This is a genomic window from Paenibacillus sp. B46(2026) (assembly GCF_056786355.1).
Genome location: NZ_CM165907.1, coordinates 680,828 through 699,339 on the forward strand (window position 1 = coordinate 680,828; position 18,512 = coordinate 699,339).

Annotated in this window: 15 protein-coding genes, 1 rRNA gene and 1 pseudogene; 13 read left to right on the forward strand and 4 right to left on the reverse strand. The window is 41.2% G+C overall.

What is annotated here, in order from left to right:
* Positions 1-121 precede the first annotated feature (121 nt).
* Both AC1S8V_RS03220 and AC1S8V_RS03225 read right to left on the reverse strand, forming a co-directional pair.
* Entirely contained in the window at positions 122-1,462 is a 1,341-nt protein-coding gene (locus AC1S8V_RS03220; protein ID WP_482072404.1) for an IS1182 family transposase, read from the reverse strand.
* A gap of 764 nt (positions 1,463-2,226) precedes the next feature.
* Complete coding sequence (locus AC1S8V_RS03225; protein ID WP_482072405.1) at positions 2,227-2,682, reverse strand: Rrf2 family transcriptional regulator; 456 nt, start codon at positions 2,680-2,682, stop codon at positions 2,227-2,229.
* Positions 2,683-2,866: 184 nt separating this feature from the next.
* Between AC1S8V_RS03225 and AC1S8V_RS03230 the strand changes: the two genes are divergently transcribed.
* Positions 2,867-3,502 (forward strand): NAD(P)H-dependent oxidoreductase, encoded by a 636-nt coding sequence (locus AC1S8V_RS03230; RefSeq protein ID WP_482072406.1) that lies wholly within the window; start codon positions 2,867-2,869, stop codon positions 3,500-3,502.
* Positions 3,503-4,215: 713 nt separating this feature from the next.
* On the opposite strand, the gene AC1S8V_RS03235 is transcribed toward AC1S8V_RS03230, so the two are convergent.
* Positions 4,216-4,569 (reverse strand): winged helix-turn-helix transcriptional regulator, encoded by a 354-nt coding sequence (locus tag AC1S8V_RS03235; RefSeq protein WP_482072407.1) that lies wholly within the window; start codon positions 4,567-4,569, stop codon positions 4,216-4,218.
* A gap of 240 nt (positions 4,570-4,809) precedes the next feature.
* Here AC1S8V_RS03235 and AC1S8V_RS03240 point away from each other — a divergent pair, with 240 nt between their 5' ends.
* The 5 genes from AC1S8V_RS03240 to nfsA all read left to right on the forward strand — a co-directional run bounded on the left by AC1S8V_RS03240 (position 4,810) and on the right by nfsA (position 10,269).
* Entirely contained in the window at positions 4,810-5,844 is a 1,035-nt protein-coding gene (locus AC1S8V_RS03240) for an LLM class flavin-dependent oxidoreductase (protein ID WP_482072408.1), read from the forward strand.
* Positions 5,845-5,870: 26 nt separating this feature from the next.
* Positions 5,871-6,998, forward strand: a complete 1,128-nt coding sequence (locus AC1S8V_RS03245; RefSeq protein WP_482072409.1) for an NtaA/DmoA family FMN-dependent monooxygenase — start codon at positions 5,871-5,873, stop codon at positions 6,996-6,998.
* 158 nt (positions 6,999-7,156) lie between these two features.
* Positions 7,157-7,582 (forward strand): MarR family winged helix-turn-helix transcriptional regulator, encoded by a 426-nt coding sequence (locus tag AC1S8V_RS03250; RefSeq protein ID WP_482072410.1) that lies wholly within the window; start codon positions 7,157-7,159, stop codon positions 7,580-7,582.
* Positions 7,583-7,852: 270 nt separating this feature from the next.
* A complete protein-coding gene (locus AC1S8V_RS03255; RefSeq protein WP_482072411.1) occupies positions 7,853-8,968 on the forward strand; it encodes a Gfo/Idh/MocA family protein in 1,116 nt (371 codons plus the stop codon).
* A gap of 560 nt (positions 8,969-9,528) precedes the next feature.
* A complete protein-coding gene (nfsA, locus tag AC1S8V_RS03260; protein WP_482072412.1) occupies positions 9,529-10,269 on the forward strand; it encodes an oxygen-insensitive NADPH nitroreductase in 741 nt (246 codons plus the stop codon).
* 178 nt (positions 10,270-10,447) lie between these two features.
* Here the strand turns inward: nfsA and AC1S8V_RS03265 are convergent, their stop codons facing one another.
* Complete coding sequence (locus AC1S8V_RS03265; protein ID WP_482072413.1) at positions 10,448-10,999, reverse strand: TetR/AcrR family transcriptional regulator; 552 nt, start codon at positions 10,997-10,999, stop codon at positions 10,448-10,450.
* A 238-nt stretch (positions 11,000-11,237) separates the two neighbouring features.
* On the opposite strand from AC1S8V_RS03265, the gene AC1S8V_RS03270 reads away from it, so the two are divergent.
* The 7 genes and pseudogenes from AC1S8V_RS03270 to AC1S8V_RS03300 all read left to right on the forward strand — a co-directional run bounded on the left by AC1S8V_RS03270 (position 11,238) and on the right by AC1S8V_RS03300 (position 18,180).
* Positions 11,238-11,999: an SDR family oxidoreductase gene (locus tag AC1S8V_RS03270; RefSeq protein WP_482072414.1), complete on the forward strand. Its 762-nt coding sequence runs from the start codon at positions 11,238-11,240 to the stop codon at positions 11,997-11,999.
* Positions 12,000-12,818: 819 nt separating this feature from the next.
* Positions 12,819-13,244, forward strand: coding sequence for a MarR family winged helix-turn-helix transcriptional regulator (locus AC1S8V_RS03275; RefSeq protein ID WP_482072415.1), 426 nt, complete (start codon positions 12,819-12,821; stop codon positions 13,242-13,244).
* A gap of 106 nt (positions 13,245-13,350) precedes the next feature.
* Positions 13,351-13,587 carry a DUF896 domain-containing protein gene (locus AC1S8V_RS03280; protein WP_482072416.1) on the forward strand — a complete coding sequence of 79 codons (237 nt, stop codon included), beginning with the start codon at positions 13,351-13,353 and terminating at the stop codon, positions 13,585-13,587.
* Positions 13,588-13,724: 137 nt separating this feature from the next.
* Positions 13,725-13,946 (forward strand): RNA chaperone Hfq, encoded by a 222-nt coding sequence (locus AC1S8V_RS03285; RefSeq protein ID WP_482072417.1) that lies wholly within the window; start codon positions 13,725-13,727, stop codon positions 13,944-13,946.
* A gap of 128 nt (positions 13,947-14,074) precedes the next feature.
* Positions 14,075-14,458, forward strand: a pseudogene (locus AC1S8V_RS03290) (family 1 glycosylhydrolase); the annotation flags it as partial.
* 366 nt (positions 14,459-14,824) lie between these two features.
* Positions 14,825-16,045, forward strand: a complete 1,221-nt coding sequence (locus AC1S8V_RS03295) for a TraB/GumN family protein (protein WP_482072418.1) — start codon at positions 14,825-14,827, stop codon at positions 16,043-16,045.
* Positions 16,046-16,627: 582 nt separating this feature from the next.
* Positions 16,628-18,180 (forward strand): 16S ribosomal RNA (locus AC1S8V_RS03300).
* The last annotated feature ends 332 nt before the right edge of the window (positions 18,181-18,512 follow it).

Here is an 18,512-nt window from a genome sequence, read left to right on the forward strand (position 1 = left end):
ACTGAAGAACTCGCATTTTTCCTTGTAGGTACGTACCTATTACAAAAAGAAGACATCCGGATCCCTATTTTGGGATGGATGTCTTCTTTTTGTGAACCCTAAGCAAGTTAGATTCCCGAATTTATTCATCTGCTAACTTCAGTATTCGCTTTAGATTTACAGCAAATATGGCCATTGCACCTTGTAATTGCATGCCAAGTAAACCCGAGGATGTGGCTATGTCATACCCGTGTCCATGTTTGAGTTCACTGTTTTTGGCACCTTTTTTGTAGCAACCTTCCTTTAGTGGACAACGCTTGCATCGCTCTACATCAAAATAATATGTGTCTGTTTGGTTTGCACCGACACCTTTCTTGCCTTGCCGTGCCTTGCGGAGGGCCATATGCCCAGCTGGACACACGTACAATCCTGCGTCCTTATTAAACAGGAACTTCTCTTCCTTCTTACGGTTGCCTTGCGTAATGAGTGGATTGCGTTTCGCTACAAGTTCAATCTCATTTTTATTAGTATATACAATATTATCCTTTTCGGAATAAGCTGCGTCTCCAATGACGGTCTTCACTTGCATGCCAGCTGCTTTGCTTTTTTTGATTAATTCCTGCAGTTGTTTACCATCATTTTTCTCTCCTGTTGTAATGACGGCCGCTGTAATAATCCGTTCCTCGGTCATCGCCAGATGTGTTTTATATCCAAAGAAAGCAGAGTCTGCGCTCTTGTGTCCCACTCGTGCATCGGGGTCCGCCGCCAGGCGAAGTTGCTCGACGTCATCTGCAATCGTTTCTTTCAGCAGGTTGAGAGGCTCTAGAATTTTCGGCACTTGTGCGATCCCAGATTCAGTTTCGATGAAAGCGACAAGCTTCTGGCAATACTCGATTTCACCTTCGAGTTCGTTGGTTGTATTCTTTGTCGGCATGTTGGCTTTGGCCGATTCATCCAAGGTATACACAGCTTTGCGCAATTTCCGCGCACGGTCTTGCAGAATTTCTCGTGGTGACTTCTGGTTGTAGCGTGCTTTTGTATGCGTAGCATCAACAATAATGGAATGGCTCTTCACGATATTCTGCTCGATCGCAAGCGTCACCGTTTGACCAATGAGCATGTCCAGCAAATCCATATCTTTCAATCGCAGTTTGCGAAATTTTGTCAGGGAGCTTGGGTCGATAACGGAATCTTCTGGCGCCATACCGAGAAAGTATTTGAACGACATGTCGTACTTCGAGCGTTCGACGATATCTACGTCAGACAGTTCAAAGATAGCTTTAAGCAGTAAGTATTTAAACATGCGAATAGGATCGATGGCGTTACGTCCATTGTCCAAACAATATTTAGCTTCGAGTTCTTCATAAATGAAAGTGAAATCCACGAGCTCGTTAATTTTACGGAGCATATTGTCCTTCGGAACGACGATGTCATACAATGCTGCATAAGGACTCAGGACTAAGCTTTGTTGTTGTCGAATCATCCGCTCTCACCTACTTTTCGTGATAACCCAATTATACGACAAAAAAAAGATACAGCCTCTTCAATTTTCTTGAAGAACTGTACCTTTTTCTAAATGAGGACTTTTTAAGTGGCCTTGCTGAAAGCAGTCCCTATTTTACTTATAAAGAAAAGGAAGATTAAAAACAACTATGATAGATGTATCTTAATTTTATAGAAAAATATAGATTATATAGGAATATGGAATTATGATAGGTATATTAGTGCAGGTAATACCTTCAATGTAGAAAAACAAACTGAAAATCTTACGTTTTATATAGGATTTATGATAAGTCTAATTTCTATGATTGTTGCTCCTTAGTATGATATATTTCCGTCTGATTACAGAGTTGAATCAAGAACGAGAAAAGTATAGAGGACTTATGAAGCTAAGGCATTCCAAAAAAGAAGTCTCAACAACTGTATCTAAACAGAATGCTGTCTTGTTTTTTTATTTGTAGTTGAAATTATTACCTTTTTTATAGTTTTTTCGTTCTTATACGAAGCTTTTGAGTTTCATTGAGCGTTTTCATCGTGTGTTTAGTATGCTATGCTATCGTCCAGTTTACAGAATATTTTATCATTAATATGAGGTACCAAAGATCATTGATCAAAGAGATAATCCAGATTAATAATTAATTTAGAAGATATTAACTGTTAGTGGCGGACGAAATTATAAAGACTATATACAACTAATGTCATTTCAGCCAGCCTGCCGTGTTGTACAACGGTCAGGCTCTTAGCTCATTAACTATCAACCGATACACGTACTAGGCTCCCTTGTTTTTTGTACAAATCACCCACAATGTCGGCGATTGTAACATTCTGTAGCGTTTGTTCTAATGCTTTCTGAGCCGTCCCGAAGATGGGTTCAAGTGTCAATACCATATTTCTCCCCACAATACAGTCAGGATCTGGATTTTTATGCATATTGAACATCTCTCTGTCTTTCTCTGTATTTACAGCCATACAAATATCAAGCAAGGTAATTTCGGTAATACTGCGCGTAAGTGAAGCTCCCGCAATTCCCGGTCTGACTTGAATCAATTCAGCTTTTTTCAACATACCCATGATTTTTCTGATGACAGCAGGGTTTGTATTTACACTTTTTGCAATATTCTCTGAGGAAGTAGAGCGACCTGTATTCATTTCAAGAAACGCTAATATATGAATTCCTACCGAAAAGCGCGTACTCATAGACATAATCTCATCTCCATTTTAATAACTAGTTGCATCTGTAGTCAAAACTATGCCTAGATATTATATCACTTAAATCGCTGAAAATATATTGTTGACAAATGATACTGATGTAATTAATATGATTACATGTAATCAAGTTGATTACAAGTTAATTGCTAAATTATAAAAAGAAAAGGATGAATGATTAATGAGCACGGTACTTTATATTACTGCACACCCACTTAACGAGGAGAAATCCTACAGTATAGCTACAGGAAAAGCTTTCATTGAAACGTATCAAGATGTTAATCCTAGTGACGAAATCGTACATATTAACCTGTATCAGGATAATATTCCTTTGATTGATGCTGATGTATTTAGTGGTTGGGAAAAGCTTAGCTCAGGGACTTCTTTTGATCAATTGACCGAACAGGAACAAAGCAAGGTTGGGCGCCTAAACGAAATATCCGATCAGTTCGTCAAAGCAGATAAATATGTATTTGTTACTCCGTTCTGGAACTTCTCGTATCCACCTATGATGAAAGCTTACTTGGACGCTGTGTCAGTAGCAGGCAAGACATTCAAGTATACAGAAGGTTTTGCTGTTGGATTGCTTACAGACAAAAAAGCATTGCATATCCAAGCACGTGGTGGGGTTTACTCAGAGGCTCCTGAATCTGAATTTGAGATGGGCAATCGGCACATTCAATCCCTTATGAATTTCTTTGGTGTTCTAAGCTTTGAAGCGATCATTCTTGAAGGTCTTGCTAAAACACAACTTGATGCAAATGAGATTAAAGAAAATGCGATTGCACGTGCAAAAGATCTTGCTCATACATTCTAAGTAAGAAACTAACGACAGGTTTAGATTTTTCACTATATTATATTGAGATTTCTCTTGCCGATAGACCCTTTCAAGAAAAGATGTGACTGAATTTCATATAGTCTTAAGCACATTGTATATTTTTGATGAAATTTAACCAAAAACAAGAGGAGCAGCTTTTAATTATCCACTCCTCTTGTTTTTTTATTGTACTAGTTCACCTGAAAAGTCTTGGCAAGTGGCGTAATCCTGCACTCGGATCAAGGATTTCAATATATCGAGAAGCCTTTTAACTGTAAACTGAAACAGCATGCTAGGGAGTCAATCCAGTCGTGGAAATTATCTAGACAATGGCTGTATCAAGTCTTTTTTCTCTCATTTGAAGACTGAGAAAATGTACTTGAATAAGGCGACAGACAAAGCAGAGGTAGAACATTTCGTGAGCGAATACATATTGTTTACAACCAAAATCGATTTCAAAAAAACTATACGACCGTTCCCCTGTATTAATAACGGAAAACAGGCAGCTTATATCTTGTCTTTTTTTGGCCTGTCTACTTGATAGTAGTATGACCAATTTTGTCCCAAGTCAAGGACAGGAACTTGTACCGATTGACGGAATGGACAAGAACATGGTACGAGTATCGATTAGATGAATATCTAAAAACTAGCACAAGGAGTTCAAAGCACAATAAGCAAAAAAACATTGTCAATTATTAATCTAATTCCTCTGTTCAAGTATTCCCCCCATATTCTTTACCGAAATCCTCCATTTTTTCAAGAATCGGTAGTAACTTCATTCCCTTTTCGGTTAATGAGTATTCAACTCGCGGAGGAACTTCCGGATAAACATCACGTTGAATAACACCATCATTCTCTAATTCCTTAAGTTGCTTCGTAAGAGAGCCTTGAGACAGATCTCCAAGGAATTTTTTGATATCTGAATAACGACGTGTTTCCCCTTTTAAAAACCATAAAATGAAATACTTCCAACGTCCGGAAAGAACATTCTGGGTAAAAGCTATCGCGTACATGTCACTTTTTCCATCTATAAACTCTTGTTCAAATCCTTCATTGCAAACTCTCATTGATATCACTCCTGATCCAAAGGTACAAAAAGATGTACTATGTTCATTTAAATTGCCCTCTTTGCAAACCAAACGAATACACTTATGATTGGTTCAACAACCAAAACAAAATCATTTTAGTTTGGCTAAAGTGTACAAATATATTTTGGTTTTATAGTTAGCAGGCTAAGTAATCATTATATTTTTTAATCTTTTATTTAGTAAGCTAAATAAAAAATGAAATAGAAAGGAGTAACCGATGTGAATACAGCACACGGACTAAAGCTTTCAATTTTGGACTTTGTTCATATCTATAACGGAACTGGGGCTACGGAAAGTCTGAAGAACGTGACGGAAATGGTTCAATTAGCAGAGCAGTGGGGGTTCAACAGGTATTGGTTCACTGAACACCATAACGCCAAAAACTTGATGAGTACTTCACCAGATTTACTGAGCCTGCATGCGGCAGCCCATACCAAAAGCATTCGAGTAGGTTCTGGAGGAATCATGTTGCCGAATCACAGTGCCTTGAAAGTGATGGAAAACTTTACGCTCCTCGAAGGATTATATCCAGGGCGGGTTGACCTCGGGATTGGACGAGCTTCAGGCACGGATGGCAGAACCATGTTGGCATTGTTGAGATCTCAAGAATTAATGGAAGTGAATGATTTTCCAGAGCAATTAGATAACCTGCTTTCTTTCTTTGCCCGTGACTTTAAAGAAAACCACCCGTTTAATTCCATCCATCCTCCGGGAGATCATTCCATGGTTCCAGATCTGTTTATGCTGGGATCTAGCGAGGGTGGATTACATTTTGCCTTGGAAAAAGGATTAGGTTTTGTATTCGCTGCACATTTGGCACCGCAACTGGCTATTCCTGTGTTGAGAGCTTATCATGCGAATTTTAAGCCTTCGTCCTATTTGACGGAACCTCAAAGTATGTTAGCGATAATCGTTATTACAGCTGAAACGGAAGAAGAGGCTAAATATATCGCAGGACCAGCGGAGTTAATGTGGGCACAGATGAGTACGGGGACGAGAAACCTTACTTTCCCTACACCCGAAGAAGCCAAAAATCACAGATACACGCCTCATGAAGAGCAGGCTAGGGAACGAAATAAAGAACGCTTTGTGATTGGAAGTGTTGGACAGGTTGCGGAGCACCTTAGGCAGCTGGCGAAAGCAAGTTTAGTGGACGAAATTATGATTGCAGACTTTTATCCTAATCAAGACAGCCGCAAGAAAGGCCATGAATTATTGGCAAAAGAATTAGGTTTATCACAAGCAAATAAGTGAGCTAGTGAAAAGGAGATCATTCAACCATGGGAGAAAGAAAGCTTAAATTAGGAGGAATTATTGATGGCGTGGGTTGGAATCACACGGGTTGGAGACACCCCGCTATTCCGGCAGATGCCAGTGAAAATATTGAGTATTACGTACAGAAAGCCATACAACTTGAACAGGGAAAGTTCGATCTCATCTTTTTGGCAGACGTAAGTCATATTGGACCTGGCATGATCCCGCACTATCTAAGTATGTTTGAGGGCGTATCCATTTTGTCTGCACTAAGTATGGTAACACATTCCATTGGCTTGGCTGCAACCATAGCGACTTCATATGCTGATCCCTTTACAGTTGCCAGGCAAATTGCCTCACTCGACAAGATTAGCAAGGGCAGAGCAGGGTGGAATGCGATCACCTCGAATCCGGGAGGGTTAGCCAATTACAGTCGGTCCCATTTAAGAAAAGCAGATCTTTATCCCATGAAAAAAGAGTTTTTGGAAATTGTTGAAGGCCTTTGGGATTCGTATGAAGACGATGCCTTTATACGTGATAAGGAACGTGGGGTATTCTATGATCCGCGTAAGATGCATCCTCTACATTATAACGGGAATTACTTCTCCGTGGAAGGCCCCTTAAATATCAGTCGATCGAGGCAAGGCAGACCGGTGGTCTTTCAAGCGGGGACTTCCCCGGCATTCATGGATATTGCTGCACAGCATGCCGAAGTTATCATGGCACCTGGACATGATTTGGAATATCTCAAGGCATTCACGGCTGAACTGAAACGTAAAGTTCAAAATCAGGGGCGTTCACCACATGACCTGTTGATGATGCCTTCTCACAATCCGATCGTTGGTAAAACAGAAAAAGAGGCCATGGAAAAGCTAAGGGAAATCGAATCATGGATGCCTATAGGTTACCGAATGCCTAAACCTGGGTTGATAGGATCGGCGGAGCAAGTTGCCGAACAAATCGAACATTGGCATCGAGAAGGCGTCATGGATATCTTGCTCATTAGACAAGATCATCCAGCAGGATTTAAGGATTTTATCCGATTGGTTGTTCCCATTTTGCAAGATAAAGGCATATTCCGTAAGGAATATGAAGAAGACACACTTCGCGGGAATTTAGGTCTACCTTATCCTGAAAATAAATACACGAAGTAATCATCAAAAATTCGTTTAACAAGGGGAGAAATTAATGATGAAAAACCGAATTACAGAACTACTTGGAATTGAGTATCTTATTATTTCGCTGCGATGACAATGGGTAACTTCGGCAGAATTTGTTGCCTGCTAAATAAAATGAGAGGGAGGATGAATGAATGACAGATCAAGTGGATTGTGATATTCGACAATCGTTAGATCGAGTTTCCTCTCAGATGCGTCGACATTATAGCGAATTGCTAAGAGAACTTAACCTTTATGTTGGTCAAGATAATTTACTGTATCACTTGTGGTTAGGTGATGGAATCACACAAATGAAACTCTGTGAACATCTAAAATGTGAACCTCCTACGGTTACCAATATGGTTAAATCATTAGAGCAAAATGGGTTTATTACCAGGAAACGTGATGAACACGACGCAAGAGTAATGCGAATTTATCTCACCGACAAAGGAAAAGAATTAGAGATCCCGGTTGATATCAAATGGAAAGTACAACAAGGAAAATTACTACACGCCATTTCAATAGAAGATCGTTTGATCCTCCGACGATTAATCCAGAAATTAGAGAAGAATTTATCTTGAGTTGTCCATCATCTATATATATGTAAAAAGCTGAATTTTCACAATGAGCATAAGAATTATTTTGGCACCACCCCATGTGTAATTACCTACAGAAGAGAGGTTACTTTTTGAAAACAATTGCTATAATTGGCGCTGGACCCGGCCTGGGTTTCTCACTGGCTAAAACATTTGGAGTATCAAGCAATTGATGAATTAACATGAGTGATTAATCTGTTCAAGATCAGGATACGGCTGAAATAACACATTTAAAAATAAGGGAGATGTTTTACATTGAGTAAAAAAATTCGTACAGGAATTATAGGGGCTTCCGTTAATAATGGGTGGGCGAGTGGTACACATATTCCAGCCATTGAGCATTTGGATGAGTTTGAGCTTACAGCAGTGGGGACAAGCAATATGGCGAGTGCGAAGAAAAGTGCAGAAGCATTCTACGCAGATCACGGCTTTGATAACATGGAGGAGCTGGCTCAACATCCTGAGGTGGACATGGTCGTCGTCAGTATTAACGTCAAGGAACATTATAACGCCGTTAAAGCCATCGCGCCTGCTGGAAAACCGATCTATTGCGAATGGCCACTGGGATCCAATACAGGTGAAGCACTTGAAATGCAGGAATGGGTTGCATCCGCAAAGTTGCCAAATGCGATTGGATTACAGGCGAGACAAGCCCCAGCCGTTCAGTATGTGAAAGATTTATTGGCAGAAGGTTACGTGGGTAAAGTGTTGTCTGCCAATTTAAAGATCTCCATTGATGGCATGGGTGGCGTCGGTGACAAGTCCACTGCTTACTTGTTTGATCGAAAGATTGGAGGGAACTTGCTGACCATAGTAGGAGGGCATAATCTGGATGCGTTTACCTACATGCTTGGGGACTTCACCGAACTTTCTGCTCTCACAGCACAGCAGTTTACTGAAGTCGAGTTGGTCGATATTCAGAAAGTCATTGAGAAGACGACAGATGATCAAATACTGATTGCTGGAAAATTAACGAGTGGTGCTGCAGCCAGTATTCACATTCAAGGTGGAGTCAAACATCAGACAGGACTAACGCTTGAAATTTTCGGGGATCAGGGCACAATCGTTCTGAGTGCGCCTGCATCCATTCAATTCGGGTCACACCAATTACGCGGTGCAGGAGCTACTGACAACGAGCTTCATGAACTAACCATTCCCGATGCCTATTACTGGGCTCCACATTCTCTATATAACGACTCCGGATTTGTTCTGAACATGGCTCAGGCATATCGTAAGTTCGCCCAAGATATTCAAGAAGGCACTACCTTAGCACCTACTTTCGCGGATGCGGTGAAACTTCATCAGTTACTGGATGCCGTCGAAAAATCAGCACAGACCGGTGAACGTCAATATTTCTATACCCACAATTAAAAATCCGTAGCGATTAAGCACATTGTATTGCTCTCATTGCAAATGTATCAAATGAATTTATGATGTTGTAAATTTCCCCCTTCCGAGCAAGGCCAGCCTGTTATGTTCCAGCAGGAGGAGCAAGAGAAGAGCTAGAATTGGCGTGAAGATACGCTTCGGGTGTTTACGTTAATCCTTATGATATCTCGTCTGCTCGTGAACACAGGCAAGCCATTCGTCAAAGTGCTGTCCGTTTCGGTCGAAATCCCAATGATATCAACATGTTTGGAGGATTTATGTTTTCTCTGGAAGAAGCGCTGGATCATCGAAAACGTCTTATGAGCTTCAACTCTGAGGAAATATCCAATAAAGAAGTTATCTCGGGATTGCCGTTATAGGGGAATTCGGTAGATATTGATAAGCCATTATCGGTTGAATTGTTGAAAAATGGTTATCCCCATATTGCAGGAACGCAGTTTGTTCCATAAAGAATATGAAGGAAAAACACTACGCGAAAATATGGGTATTCCTTACGAATATGGAATGCGAGAATAAATAACCAGCTAAAGGAGAGAATTTTTATGAATACTACACTCAAATTGCTTCATAACCATACATCGTTTCGTTCTTACACATCTCAACCCCTGACGGAGGAACAAAGAGATGCAATCTTTCAGGCAGCTAGTCAAACTTCATCGTTCAGTCTTCTACAGGCTGTATCCATTATTCGAATCACAGATCCAGTTCTTCGAAAAAAAGTAAGTCATCTCTGTGTCGATCAACCCTATATTGAAGAAGCAGCAGAGTTCTGGATCTTCTGTGCAGATTTCAACCGCAATCATCAAATTGCTCCGGAAGTGGATATCGAATATATTGAATTTTTGTTAATCGGTTCATTTGACGCCGGACTGATGGCACAGAATGCGTTAACCGCTGCCGAATCCATGGGGCTCGGTGGGGTGTATATTGGTGCTGTCAGAGCAAATATTAACGAACTATCCGACGTATTGGGTTTACCGAAGTATGTCATTCCTTTAGTGGGGCTATGCATCGGTCATCCAGCTGTAGATAAACCTGAGCTTAAACCTCGGCTGCCTCAATCCATGGTATTATTTGAAAATCAGTATCAATCTCTAGATCAAGATAAATTAGCTACCTATGATGAGACGATGTTGAAGTATTATGAAAATCGATCGACCAAAGCCCCCTTCAGCGTGAAAAAAGTAAAAGGATGGAGTGACCACATTCAGGATCATCTCCAGAGAAGTATTCAGCCTCAAGTGATGGACTATTTGAAAAAGCAAGGATTTGCCAAAAAATAAATGTTACGACAAAGCCAAACGCCCTGAGCTTTAGAGTTGCCCTCCATAGGCGGTAGCTCTAAGGTAAATTAATCTCTATGTGAAGCGACATTAGTGGCTGCGATTTTATAGGCCAATTTTATAAATTACAATAGAAAAGCCGTAGCTGCTGTTACGTAACTACGGCTCACTTTTTCGATTAGTACAGGTTTATCATTTGAACAACACGCTCTGCTATACTTCGTTCTGTTAGTTTGGTTTGTTCAGCAGTATGCAGAGTAACTGCTTCATTAATCATGTTGGCATAGATTTGTACGTACAAAGTACGTTCATCTTCATCAGAGTATATTTCCTGCATACAAAGATTCAAATAATGTTTTAGTGCAATGACTAACTTTGAAGAGAGTAGAGGGATAATTTTATTATAGTTCCGTCGACATTTCTTTTTGACTTGTTGATGATACTCAAATGCTGCGAATACTAATTGCATCATATTGTCTCTTGTAAATGCACACACACCATTAGTATGTTGTTGAATAAGTTCTTCCGCTGATTTTTTTATGATCTCATCCAACAATTCATATTTATCTTGGAAATGAGCATAGAAAGTTGCCCTATTGATTTGGGCCCGTTCCGTTAAATTTTGTATTGTGATTTTATCAAAATCTTTTTCTTCCATCAGTTCAAAAAGTGACTCAAAAATGGATTCTCTTGTTCGAGTTGTACGAATATTTCTTACTTTAAGTCCCATTGACCTAGCTCCTTTTTTAAACCAACAAATGGCTCGCATTGTTGGTTGTTCCTCAATGATGTTCCGGATACAATTGAACTACTAAAGCAACTATTGTTGTAATAGTATAATACTAAGAAGGTGGTTAGTCCATTCAGAAACTTTAAAGTGCAAGGTTAATAGTAAGTAGCGATTTCATCTAACAACGTATGTAATAAAATTTCAAAGTAATTAAAACCAAATATTGGAGGGATTTTAAATGAAACTTACAGGAAACACGATCTTCATTACAGGTGGCGGTTCAGGAATTGGACGTGCATTGGCAGAAGCTTTACACAACCTTGGAAACAAAGTGATCATCTCGGGTAGAAGAAAAGAGCGTCTGGAGGAAGTGCTAAGTGTTAATCCCGGAATGTCTGCAGTTGAACTGGACATACAGGATCTTTCCAGTATTGAGGCAACCGCTAAGCAACTTATTCGGGACTTTCCTGATTTGAATGTCTTATTTAATAACGCCGGCATCATGCTTTTCGATGAGGCTGCGGGTGTGATTAATGAAGAAGTTCTGGTTTCAACGGTCTCAACAAACTTGCTTGGACCAATTCGAATGACGTCTTCATTAATTGAACATTTGAAGTCTAAAGAAGAAGCTGTGATCATTAATACGACTTCTGCGGTTGGGTTTATTCCGTACGCAGCGACTGCGGTGTATTCCGCTACCAAAGCAGCGCTCCATTCCTATACCTTATCACAACGTTATTTGTTTAAAGATACAACAGTAAAAGTATTAGAAATCATACCACCTGGGGTTCAAACGGAACTCATGACAGATCTTAGTAACGATCCGCATGCGATGCCACTTGAAGCATTCATTAAAGAGACAATAAGATTACTCGGTACGGATGCTGAAGAGGTTCTAGTGGAACAAGCGAAAATGATTCGTGATCATCAAGGTCCGAATGAAGGAGCTTTTGTAACGCAACTTAACGATATGGCGAGCCAAGCAGCAACAGACCATTAATTTCATTCTTCTATGACTGTCGGTTTCATTGTTACCAAGCTATGCTTTATTTAAAGTCTATAGCAAATAAAAAAAATATCATTGGGAGAGAGTCAATTAATCTCGAGTATTGGTGCAAGAACGACTTCTCTAGCAGTCGTTGATCGTATTGATCTTGATGGTAAGCATGCGATAGTAACTGGCGGACATTTCCGGAATTGGTCTTCAGACTGCCCTTGCATTGGCCGCTACAGGTGCAACTGTCATCGTACTTGCTCGTTTACCTGAGCAAGCAAGTTCTGCGATTGCCCATATTCTAGATGTGGAGATTGAAATCATAGATCTGAAGAACTCTTATCTAAGATATTTTTGCTTTTGTTTTGTGACGATCCACGGTTATGAAAGCCATGGATCGTTACAATGTAATAATAGTTTTTATCCGTGAAAAATGATCTGAAGCATTCAATACGCAAATCAGTACAAGTCTTGTCCTTTGTCACACACATATCGTGGATTTATGCAATATTGAATACATATCTGAAATTTTTGAACCGTTAAGTAGCCTCGGATAAAGGCCTAGTTGAGGCTATATACATAAAAGAAGGCAACTGTTGAAATGATTAAACCTCTTTGCAGATTCAACAGATGACTTTATTTGTTGCGCCTATCCGGAATGAAGGAGAAGAATTGATATTAAAAAAAAATTTTACGAAAAGCCAAACTTCCTGAACATCAGAGTTGCCCCTAATAGGCGATAGCTCTAAGGTAAATTGACAACTGTAATTTATCGTGATACATTTAGTGTGCTAAATATCATTCGGACGACAGGAGGGATAATTCATGACAGATGCAGTAGATTGTGATATTCGACAGTCGTTAGATCGAATTTCTTCCCAAATGCGTCGGAATTATAGTGAGTCTCTTAGGGAACTTAATCTCTATGTAGGACAAGATAATTTGTTGTATCGTCTATGGTTGGGCGATGGGGTAACCCAGATGCAACTGTGTGAACACTTGAAATGTGAACCGCCGACGGTAACGAACATGGTTAAATCACTGGAGCAGAACGGATTTATATATCGTAAACGTGATGTACAAGATGCGCGGATCATGCGTATTTATCTAACGGATAAAGGAAAAGAATTAGAAAAACCGGTTGATATTAAATGGAGGGAACAGCAGGAGAAATTGCTTCAATCCATTTCGACGGAAAATCGGTTGATATTAAGACAACTAATGCAACAAATGGAGAGGAATATAGTGTGACTCTCTATTTCTTCAATATATATTTAGCTTGCTAAATATATATGTTCAAATTTTTCAAATGCAGTCAAGCTTGGTTCCACAAATAAAAACAGAGGAGCGTATGAACATGCTGATCCCATATCTGGACAGAATTAATGAATTAAGTAGAAAACAAAGGAATAAGGAACTGACCGACCAAGAGAAATCAGAACAGATGGAACTTCGGCAAAATTACTTAAAAATGATCCGAGGGCAACTTCTAACAACGATGCTTGCAGTATCTGTAGTTGATCCTGAAGGTAATGATGTCACGCCATCCAAGTTGGTTGACGAAAAGAAAATCCATTCCAATACCAAGATTTAAGGATATATCTGTACAAGTTCTTGTCCCGAGCTGAATACAAGAACTTGTACCTAAAAAACAAAGTTGGACGCAATCTTTAAGCAATCCGGAACTCAGTTTCTCTAAGAGTTATACCAGTGAGAGAGAGGGATAGCAGAATGTCTAATAAACAATTTGAGTCAGAAGACAATACACAAGATAATTTATTGCAAAATCTCCAGAATCACCGCCAGATGTGCACTGTTATAACGACTAACGGTGTTCATCTTAAAGGCATAATCGAAGGTTTCGACAGGTATGATATTATTATAATTTCATCAGCAGGAAGAAAGAGTTTGTTAAGTAAAAAAGCAATATCCACCATTATTACAGAAGAATGATGAGCATTTCTGGGAATGAGTTTGTATCCATTTTTGATCTGTTACTCAGTACACTTTATCAATTCTTCACTACAGATCCTTATTGATATTCACTTCTAATCTAAAGGTGCACAAAGTTGTGCTACGTAAACGGTTGGGCTTCACGTGAAGTGATTGATTTTTATATCCGCTAGTGCACAACCCTTTTCAACCGGTATAAGGATCAGGTCAAATATTGGCTGACGTTTAATGAGATCAACTGTCTGACTTTACCGTTTTGATCATACCTAGCGGCGGGTATCCTGCTTTCGCCAAACGTTTCTTCGCTGAAGAGGGAATTCAGATTGAGGTACAGCCGAAAGACGAGCAGACCTTGCGTGAAGGATGGGTGAACTTCTACTCCTTTAGCTATTATATGTCTTTAGTCGAAAGTGCGGATACGATCGCTATCAGATTCCATTAATGATTGTGGAGAATGGTCTGGGTGCTGTCGATATGGTGGAGGAAGATGGCCCATTAAAGATGACTACCGCTACCCATGTGGGGATGTATCGAGTAATAGACTTTGATATAGAAGGCGAAACGAATTTAATTTAAATGAATAGAGTATTTTAACTGAGACTGTTATCTAATATTAGATAGTGGTCTTTTTGCTGTGTATAATAAAAGATGAAGATATCCCTGAAATCAGTATCCACTATCGTGCATAAAGATACAAAGTGAGTTTTGCTCTTTTTCTCAGTAATTATGACAACACACTATTTGAAAAAATAGTTAAGGGAAGGTGCTGCTTCGGAAAGAGTGGCACCAATTCCCACCTTGATCCGTAGTATCTAAGTATGTCCATTCTATTGAAAATTTGATTGGCAACTATATTCGATAAAAGGAGAATACATAATATGAAGAATTGGAAACGCATGCTCTTATCCCTTACAGTCTCGGTAGGTTTGCTCGCATCTGCTCTTCCGGCCATGGCTGCTCCCCAGGCAACTTCCGTCAAGGTCAATGATCAAGCTGTGAAATATGCTACAGGAGCGCCGATCCTGGAGAAAGGCACAACACTGGTTCCATTGCGGACTACGCTGGATGCTATGGACGTGAAGCTGACTACTGCGACAGATGATACGATCACTGCAGTGGTAGATGGCAAAACGATTACACTCAAAAGCAAACTTACACGCATCAACGGTGTAACATATGCACCAATCCGCATCGTTGGTGATGCAGCGGGTTACGAAGTTCGATGGGATAGCGTATCGCGCACAGTGCTGCTGGTATCCAAAGGTGGAGCAACCGAAACTGCTCAAACCGGTGGACGCGGCTTCATGTGGGAAGTTGAAAGCAATGGCAATACGGTCTATCTGGTAGGTTCAATGCATATTGCGGATGAGAGTTTCTATCCGCTTCGTCCGGAGTTTGAAGAGGCATTTGCAGAAGCTGATTATCTCGGTGTAGAGATTGATATTAGTAAAGCTGCTGATGAAGAGCAGCAAAAGTTGGTTTTGAGTCTGGGTTCGTATCAGGATGGAACCACGCTGAAAGATCACATTTCAAGTGAAACGTATACTAAGCTGGGCGATGTATTGAAGAAAAATGGTCTAGAGCCTAATGCTTTGGATGCATTTAAGCCTTGGGTAGTAGAAAGCACACTCACAAGTTTGAAGTCGGCAACGGCAGGATACGAAGTGTCAGCAGGAGTGGATTTGTATTTCATCCAGAAAGCGATCGAGCGCAAACTCCCAGTTATTGAGTTGGAGAGTTATCAATCTCAACTTGGCATGTTTAACGACTTTTCCAAAGAGACACAAGAGGAAACACTAAAAGCGACGATTGAAAACTTCGATGTGCTAGATAGCAGTGTGAATGAAATGGCCGAGATGTGGAAAATGGGTAATGACGAGCAACTGCTTGAACTGACAAATAGCTTCTCCACTAACGAGGAGTACAACAAAGCAATGCTGGTTGATCGTAATATCGGTATGGCGGATAAAATCGATGGCTACCTGAAAAGCGGCAAAGGCGAGGAGTATTTCATTGTTGTCGGCGCGGCACACTACCTGGGCGATCACGGCATCGTGAAACTGCTTGAGGATAAAGGATATAAAGTAGAACGTAAATAAATATAGATTACGTTATAAGGTAACCCTTTCGTCTCGAATATGAGAGTTGAGAGGGTTACCTTCTATATAATAGAAGAAAGACAGATTAACTAGAAAAGATTAAGCTGCAAGATAATACAATTGAACCTAAGATTTCATCCTAGATTCAAGGTCCGTGACACAGTTAAAATATGGATTTGTTATTTTAATAATTAACTCTTTACAAGTATTTGTTCTGCATGGTATATTATTAGTCCGGCCAAGAAAACACGGTTTACACGGTGCGGCAAGCGAATAAAATAAGCTTCGAAAGAAACTTGAAAAAAGAGCTTGCAAAGTTGGTTCGGAAATGATAATATATAAGAGTTGCTGAAGAGAATGAATTTCGGTAACGGAACAAGTTTGATCTTTGAAAACTGAACAACGAGTGAGTGAACATTCTGCTTGCAGAATGAACGCGAAAGTTGGAGACAAGCCTTGGCTTGAATCGACTGGAGCACAAATGAGATTTTTAATCTCGTCAGATTCAAAATGAGCTTATCGCTCTTTTCAAATACTTGAGATGAATTTCATAGCGTTTAACCGCGCTGCTGAAATTCATCTTTATTGGAGAGTTTGATCCTGGCTCAGGACGAACGCTGGCGGCATGCCTAATACATGCAAGTCGAGCGGAGTTGATAGGAAGCTTGCTTCCTGGATACTTAGCGGCGGACGGGTGAGTAACACGTAGGCAACCTGCCCTCAAGTTTGGGACAACTACCGGAAACGGTAGCTAATACCGAATAGTTGTTTTCTTCGCCTGAAGAGAACTGGAAAGACGGAGCAATCTGTCACTTGGGGATGGGCCTGCGGCGCATTAGCTAGTTGGTGGGGTAACGGCTCACCAAGGCGACGATGCGTAGCCGACCTGAGAGGGTGATCGGCCACACTGGGACTGAGACACGGCCCAGACTCCTACGGGAGGCAGCAGTAGGGAATCTTCCGCAATGGGCGAAAGCCTGACGGAGCAATGCCGCGTGAGTGATGAAGGTTTTCGGATCGTAAAGCTCTGTTGCCAGGGAAGAACGCTTGGGAGAGTAACTGCTCTCAAGGTGACGGTACCTGAGAAGAAAGCCCCGGCTAACTACGTGCCAGCAGCCGCGGTAATACGTAGGGGGCAAGCGTTGTCCGGAATTATTGGGCGTAAAGCGCGCGCAGGCGGTCATTTAAGTCTGGTGTTTAATCCCGGGGCTCAACCCCGGATCGCACTGGAAACTGGGTGACTTGAGTGCAGAAGAGGAGAGTGGAATTCCACGTGTAGCGGTGAAATGCGTAGATATGTGGAGGAACACCAGTGGCGAAGGCGACTCTCTGGGCTGTAACTGACGCTGAGGCGCGAAAGCGTGGGGAGCAAACAGGATTAGATACCCTGGTAGTCCACGCCGTAAACGATGAGTGCTAGGTGTTAGGGGTTTCGATACCCTTGGTGCCGAAGTTAACACATTAAGCACTCCGCCTGGGGAGTACGGTCGCAAGACTGAAACTCAAAGGAATTGACGGGGACCCGCACAAGCAGTGGAGTATGTGGTTTAATTCGAAGCAACGCGAAGAACCTTACCAGGTCTTGACATCCCTCTGACCGGTACAGAGATGTATCTTTCCTTCGGGACAGAGGAGACAGGTGGTGCATGGTTGTCGTCAGCTCGTGTCGTGAGATGTTGGGTTAAGTCCCGCAACGAGCGCAACCCTTATATTTAGTTGCCAGCACTTCGGGTGGGCACTCTAGATAGACTGCCGGTGACAAACCGGAGGAAGGTGGGGATGACGTCAAATCATCATGCCCCTTATGACCTGGGCTACACACGTACTACAATGGCCGGTACAACGGGCTGCGAAATCGCGAGATGGAGCCAATCCCAACAAAGCCGGTCTCAGTTCGGATTGCAGGCTGCAACTCGCCTGCATGAAGTCGGAATTGCTAGTAATCGCGGATCAGCATGCCGCGGTGAATACGTTCCCGGGTCTTGTACACACCGCCCGTCACACCACGAGAGTTTATAACACCCGAAGTCGGTGGGGTAACCGCAAGGAGCCAGCCGCCGAAGGTGGGATAGATGATTGGGGTGAAGTCGTAACAAGGTAGCCGTATCGGAAGGTGCGGCTGGATCACCTCCTTTCTATGGAGAATCGTTTCCCGCGTGGAAACATTCAAATCAGCAGGTTCTTAGAACCTGCGACAGCGATTCATTTCGGTCCGTCACTTCGGTGTGGATGAAATGAAGAGCACAAAACACTCACTCGTTGCTCAGTTTTGAGAGCTCAAACTCTCAAACAGCTTGCTTTTGCATGGAGCTTGTTCTTTGAAAACTAGATATCGAAACGAAACAAACGCGAATTAGAACATTCCTTTTTAGCTGAACTTGTGCAAACAAGTTTCAATAAAAACGGTAGATTGCTGGAGCGAGTGATCGAAATGGAGCGACTTTTGGATTTGGACGCAGTCCAAACC